The 4,662-nt window shown below is 62.4% G+C and carries 5 protein-coding genes and 1 pseudogene; 1 reads left to right on the top strand and 5 read right to left on the bottom strand.

Translation table 11 applies throughout. The features are described from left to right. Positions 1 to 168: 168 nt before the first annotated feature. Positions 169 to 765 carry a DNA-binding protein gene (locus OCL88_RS20785; protein ID WP_264963808.1) on the top strand — a complete coding sequence of 199 codons (597 nt, stop codon included), beginning with the start codon at positions 169 to 171 and terminating at the stop codon, positions 763 to 765. A gap of 94 nt (positions 766 to 859) precedes the next feature. Here OCL88_RS20785 and OCL88_RS20780 read toward each other — a convergent pair whose 3' ends face one another. The 5 genes and pseudogenes from OCL88_RS20780 to OCL88_RS20760 all read right to left on the bottom strand — a co-directional run. Continuing rightward, complete coding sequence (locus OCL88_RS20780; RefSeq protein WP_264963807.1) at positions 860 to 1,669, bottom strand: hypothetical protein; 810 nt, start codon at positions 1,667 to 1,669, stop codon at positions 860 to 862. After that, positions 1,666 to 2,046, bottom strand: a complete 381-nt coding sequence (locus tag OCL88_RS20775) for a hypothetical protein (RefSeq protein ID WP_264963806.1) — start codon at positions 2,044 to 2,046, stop codon at positions 1,666 to 1,668. The genes OCL88_RS20780 and OCL88_RS20775 overlap by 4 nt, the downstream gene beginning before the upstream one ends. A gap of 580 nt (positions 2,047 to 2,626) precedes the next feature. Continuing rightward, positions 2,627 to 4,144: a recombinase XerD gene (locus OCL88_RS20770; protein ID WP_264963805.1), complete on the bottom strand. Its 1,518-nt coding sequence runs from the start codon at positions 4,142 to 4,144 to the stop codon at positions 2,627 to 2,629. Continuing rightward, positions 4,134 to 4,472, bottom strand: a complete 339-nt coding sequence (locus OCL88_RS20765) for a helix-turn-helix domain-containing protein (RefSeq protein ID WP_013603025.1) — start codon at positions 4,470 to 4,472, stop codon at positions 4,134 to 4,136. The genes OCL88_RS20770 and OCL88_RS20765 overlap by 11 nt, the downstream gene beginning before the upstream one ends. Further along, a pseudogene (locus OCL88_RS20760) lies at positions 4,466 to 4,662 on the bottom strand (hypothetical protein); the annotation flags it as partial. The gene OCL88_RS20765 and the pseudogene OCL88_RS20760, both read right to left, overlap by 7 nt.

Here is a 4,662-nt window from a genome sequence, read left to right as displayed (position 1 = left end):
TCGGAGGCAAAACCCCCATCAGCCGCGTTCACAACCTCCGTGGGAATTACACCTACCCCACCCACATGGACGGGGAACCGCGGGCCCCGGGACAGCGCGGTATTGCCGATTAGTAGTAGTAGGAGTAGTTTTGGTACTACTCCTACTACTACTACTGAGGGTTTTCGAATGAGTTCGAGTGCTAAAGACCGGGTTTTTGCTGCCGCGGAGCAGATCAGCGCCGAGCGGCGCCCGACCGTGTCCACTGTTCGATCTGCTGCGGGCGTTAGTAACGCCGACGCCACCCGCTATCTGAAGGAATGGGCCGAGGAGAAGCAGTCCGCAGGAGGTCAGGTCGCGGCGACCCCGCCGGCCATCCTCGAGCAGGCGGCGCGTCTGGCCGGGGCTGTCTGGGCGGAAGCGTCCACCATTGCGAACGAGCGCCACGCCGCCACCGGCGAGCTCTGGGCCCGGGAGAAAAAGGAGCTGAATGAAGAGGTCGCCGAGCTTGTTGCCGACCTCGACAAAGTGACGGCCGAAAAGGAGTCCGCTGTCTCCGAGCTGGTGGCCAAAATAGAGGAGCTGGAACGCCAGCTAACCACCAATGCCGAGCAGTTAGAGCAGGCCCGCTCAGCCGGCCAGGAAGCAGCGGCCGAAGCTGCGGCAGCAGCAACCCGGGCGGCCGCCGCGCAGGCCCGCGCGGACGCGCTCCAGGAAGCCCATGACGCGCTGCTGCAGCGCATTACCCCCGAGCAGCCTCAGAGTGGCGAAGAACCTGATGCCTGATCTAGCCGGGACCCCTCTGCCAACGGCCGGCAAGTCCTGCAGCCGCCAGCGGTTGGCGGCCTATCGGAGCGGCGCTCGGAAGATTTCCTTGATTTCACGGGCGAGCTCCGAGGACCGGTAGACCGTACAGTTCGGCTACACGGTGGAATTCAGGGTCCGGTCCGACATTTTCGGAGGTCAGCTGCAGGAGGCCGTTGCGGCTGGGGGAGAGGCCTTCGTCAGCCCGTCGGTCCCAGTAGGCCCAGCACCTTCCAGTCAGTGTTTTTGACGGGTAGCTGATACCCAGTGGTTCTGAGCCATCGTCTAACACCGTTCCGCGGATAACGTGCGCGAGCAGGGTTGTCAGATCACGGTCGTCACCGGTGAGGGAGCCGGCCGTGAGGAGCTGCAAGCGTTCGGTCAGCCCCGCCGTGGTTGGTGTGAGGGCTTCAAGGGCGCGGAGGGTGGCCGCGTCGTCTATCTGAACCCACCACCCCTGACCAGGGAGGCGAATTTCGTAAATCGAACGGTCCATTTGCCAGTCCACGGATATGGCCCATGGGACGTCAATCCCGTTCTCCTCGGCCTGGGCCCGGACACTGGCGATGTAGTCCTCGACCGTCCATCCGATGGATTCCGCGGCCTTGGCAACGGACGCGCGCTGCTGCCGGAAGCCAAGCAATACCTCGGCGTAGGCGCACTGGCGGGAGTCGGCGAGATAGATCGTCGAGCCTATGCTGTCGTACCGTCCCCGGGAATCGCTGCCTGCGGCCGTTCCGATAGGCATCGGGCCAACGATGGAATTCTTCCTGACCGACAACGCACCGTAACGGTCCTTCGCCACCCTGAACGAAATCTCGCCGGCAGCCCCAACAAGAGTCAGCCCCGTCAAGTCGCACCGGCGAACCTTGTCGGCCGTGATCATGCGGCGTAAGTGTCATTCACGAACGATTCGGCTGCCCCCAAAACCTCCCGGGAACGCAGCTGCTGAATGTAAAGGACAGGAAGTTCCTCGTCCAGGCGCGGGTTGGCGCCCATCAACCAGGCCAACGCAACATGCTTTCCTTCAGCGAGCTCAAGTGTCTTCCAGACACGATGACCCAGGCGCAGGCGTGACTCGACCTCCGGGCGGGGCTCCGGGCCGTCAGGCTTCGCCCAGCGAAACGGAGACGTGCGGTCCTTCACTCCGGCCATGGTCTGGACAACGGTCGTACCCAGATTCTCATTGAGTTCGCGCACAAGGTCGTGGATATTCATCCGGGTGGTCCCCAGGTGAATGTCATGCCGGGTCGTTGCTTCCATCTCTCCATCATCGCAGGCTTGCAAAAGGAAAGCAACGAAAATGCAACGCTAAACAAGCGGAACTGTGGGCTGGCCAAAGCTGGAGAGGAGACGGGTCGGTACTCCTCAGTGTCCGGTGTTAGCCCCGTTCTGATTGGGCAGCAGGAGTGGTAGGTGTATTCTGAAAATAGCAGTTCACTTGAAGCTTAAAGCAAACTACTGGCATCCCTGCGGATTGGACGTGGGCGTATTCCTCCCATAGGGCCCGTGGTTGGGACATGCAGGGAGACACCCGCGCTCAGTTCTCAGGGTGCTTGCGTTCGACACTCGTTCTTGACCTCCCGTGTCCATGGCGTAGTAGCCCTACGAGCTCAAACACTGCGACAGCAGCAGCACAGGCAGCAGCTGCGAAAGCTGCAATGCGAGAGCCCTCATCTTGGACGATTGCGCCAACGTAAACACCAATGGCAGCAACTAGCACCCACCCGAACAAGAAGACCTTTTTCAAGAGCAATCCCTCCAAACTCCGGTTCTCGAGCTTGACCACGCGCCGTCATGGGGTGAGCCTAGCGCAGCCTGAAGGTCACAGGTTCGAGAAAGCTCAAGGTCTACTTCGCAGGTTGACGTAGCGTGACCAGGCGTCGCCTGCTGCGTCGGCGTGGAGGAAGGCGATTTGGTGGCCGTATCCGAGGGCGTCGGCGACCAGTGGTGGCGGTGAGGCTAGGAGATGTTCGTCGAGGGCGGTGTTTCGTGCGCCGCGCAGGTCGATACCGAGGCTGCGGAGCCTGTCCATGATGGTGTTCGGGTGAAGAGGCTGGCCGGCTCGTGTTCCGGGAAAGAGCCAAGGGCTTTGGGTATCTGAACCGGTTCTGAGGTTTGGCCGGTTTGCCAGGTGCTCTCGAATGAGTTCCGTGACAGGCTCGGGGGTGGGCACTGGGTGGAGACCTAAGGTGACCCGCATAGCCCCGGTGGTTTCGTTGGTCTCTATGGCGTCGACACGGAGTTTGGCAACCCTGACCAGTGGTTGGGCATAGAGAAGCAGTAGCGCGCCGGCGATTCGGTAGGGCAGGGACTCGCTGGTGCCTGTGAGTAGTTCCCGCAGCCATGCCAAGCGCTGGTCCTGGGTGATCGTTGGCCGTGATTTCGCGGTGTAGTGGCCCATCTCCACCCGGTGGTTTGTGCCGGTGTTCTTGATGAAGACAATGAACGTGCGGATGGCTTTCCTGGTTGTCGGTCCGGTGGCGAGCCAGGTTTCGACGTCTTGCTGGTTGCAGTTCGCGGCAGTCCGCTGGTGGGTATCCCGGAGCCAGGCCAGGAATTTGATAGTTTCGGTGATCTCTTGTTTGGCGGAGTGCACCGGGGCTTGGGCGCTCTTCTCCGGTGTTGTCATGGACCGGATGCGACGGAGGTGATGCCAGGTGGCGAACTGCAGGACGGGCTTAGCAATTTCTTCAGCCAGGTCGCGGAGTTTGTCGTTAATCCAGGTCTCGAACCGGGCCAGATGCGGGTCCTGGTAGGGGAGGAGCCCGTGATGGATGAACAGGGCCCGCAGGTGATTGGCTGGTCGTTCCGCCGACTCAGCTGCCGCGTCGAAGCCTTCGTGCGTCAAGGGAGTCTTTCCGCATGACAGAGAAACAAGAAGGGCTTGGACCTTGGGGGAGCGTTTCCAAGTGATGATGCTCTCAGGCCGGTCCGCCTTGCAGAGGACATCAACGATCTTGCTCACTGTCTCTTGGGCGGCCCCGTGTGTGAGCAGCAGTTCATTGAGGTCGTCCCGGAGGGCGCAGCGGGCGCAGATGCCACGCCGGTAGAACTCGCCTTCCGTGTTGCAGCGGCTGCAGTGGAAGTCATGGAGGATGTCGGCGCAGGGTGCGCAGCGGGGACCCCCGGCGGCCGAGGGCGGTCCGGGCAGCAACCGGTGCTGGCCGCAGTCGGGGCAGGTCCCGTGAGTGCGGGTGGCTGTAGTGAAACAGGGTCCGCAGATTTTTCCTTCAGGCCAGGTGGCTCGTGTCTTGCCGGCGGCCCGGCCGCAGCGTGCGCACGTCGCGGTCCCGGTGGTGCGGGGCCGGCCGCGGCTGGTGTTCCGCGGAGTCAGGCCTTGGGGTTGCTCAGTGGTCATCGTCGATGATGCGTGCCCGTCGTGGTCTGACGGTGCGGTTCAAGTCGACGACGTTGGGGGCGCTGGTGCCGGTTTTCCGGGCTCGAGCGTCGGCGGCTGTGACGGTGATGAGGTCCTCGGGGCCGCAGGAAAAGATGTCGCAGATCGCGGCGATGACCTGCAATGCGACGCGTTCCGGTTTCTGGTTGACGAGCCGGTAGACCTGTGGCCGTGAGAGGGTGATGCCGCGCTCAGCCAGAAGAGGGATGAGGTCGGTGGTGTTGTGAAGTCCCCGGGCTGCCATGAGCTCCGAAAGCCGCCATTTGTATTCGACTTCGCGCCTCACCATTGCCCCCGCAGCTGCACGCCCAGGACTTCGTCCATGGTGCGGTCCAGGGCCGCGCGGAGCGTGGCGTTGCGAAAGTCATCGCTGACAAACTGGTAGATCCCCGTGGTGGAGGCATGTTCGTGGCCCATCTGATTCTGCATTATCTTGAGCCCGTCGGGCTCCTGTGCCTCTGGCCTGCGGTTTTGGGTTG

The organism is Paenarthrobacter sp. PAE-2, assembly GCF_026013155.1.
Classification (GTDB): domain Bacteria; phylum Actinomycetota; class Actinomycetes; order Actinomycetales; family Micrococcaceae; genus Arthrobacter; species Arthrobacter ureafaciens.
Note: the sequence above shows the minus strand (reverse complement) of the source record. Positions and strands in the feature narration are given on the sequence as shown.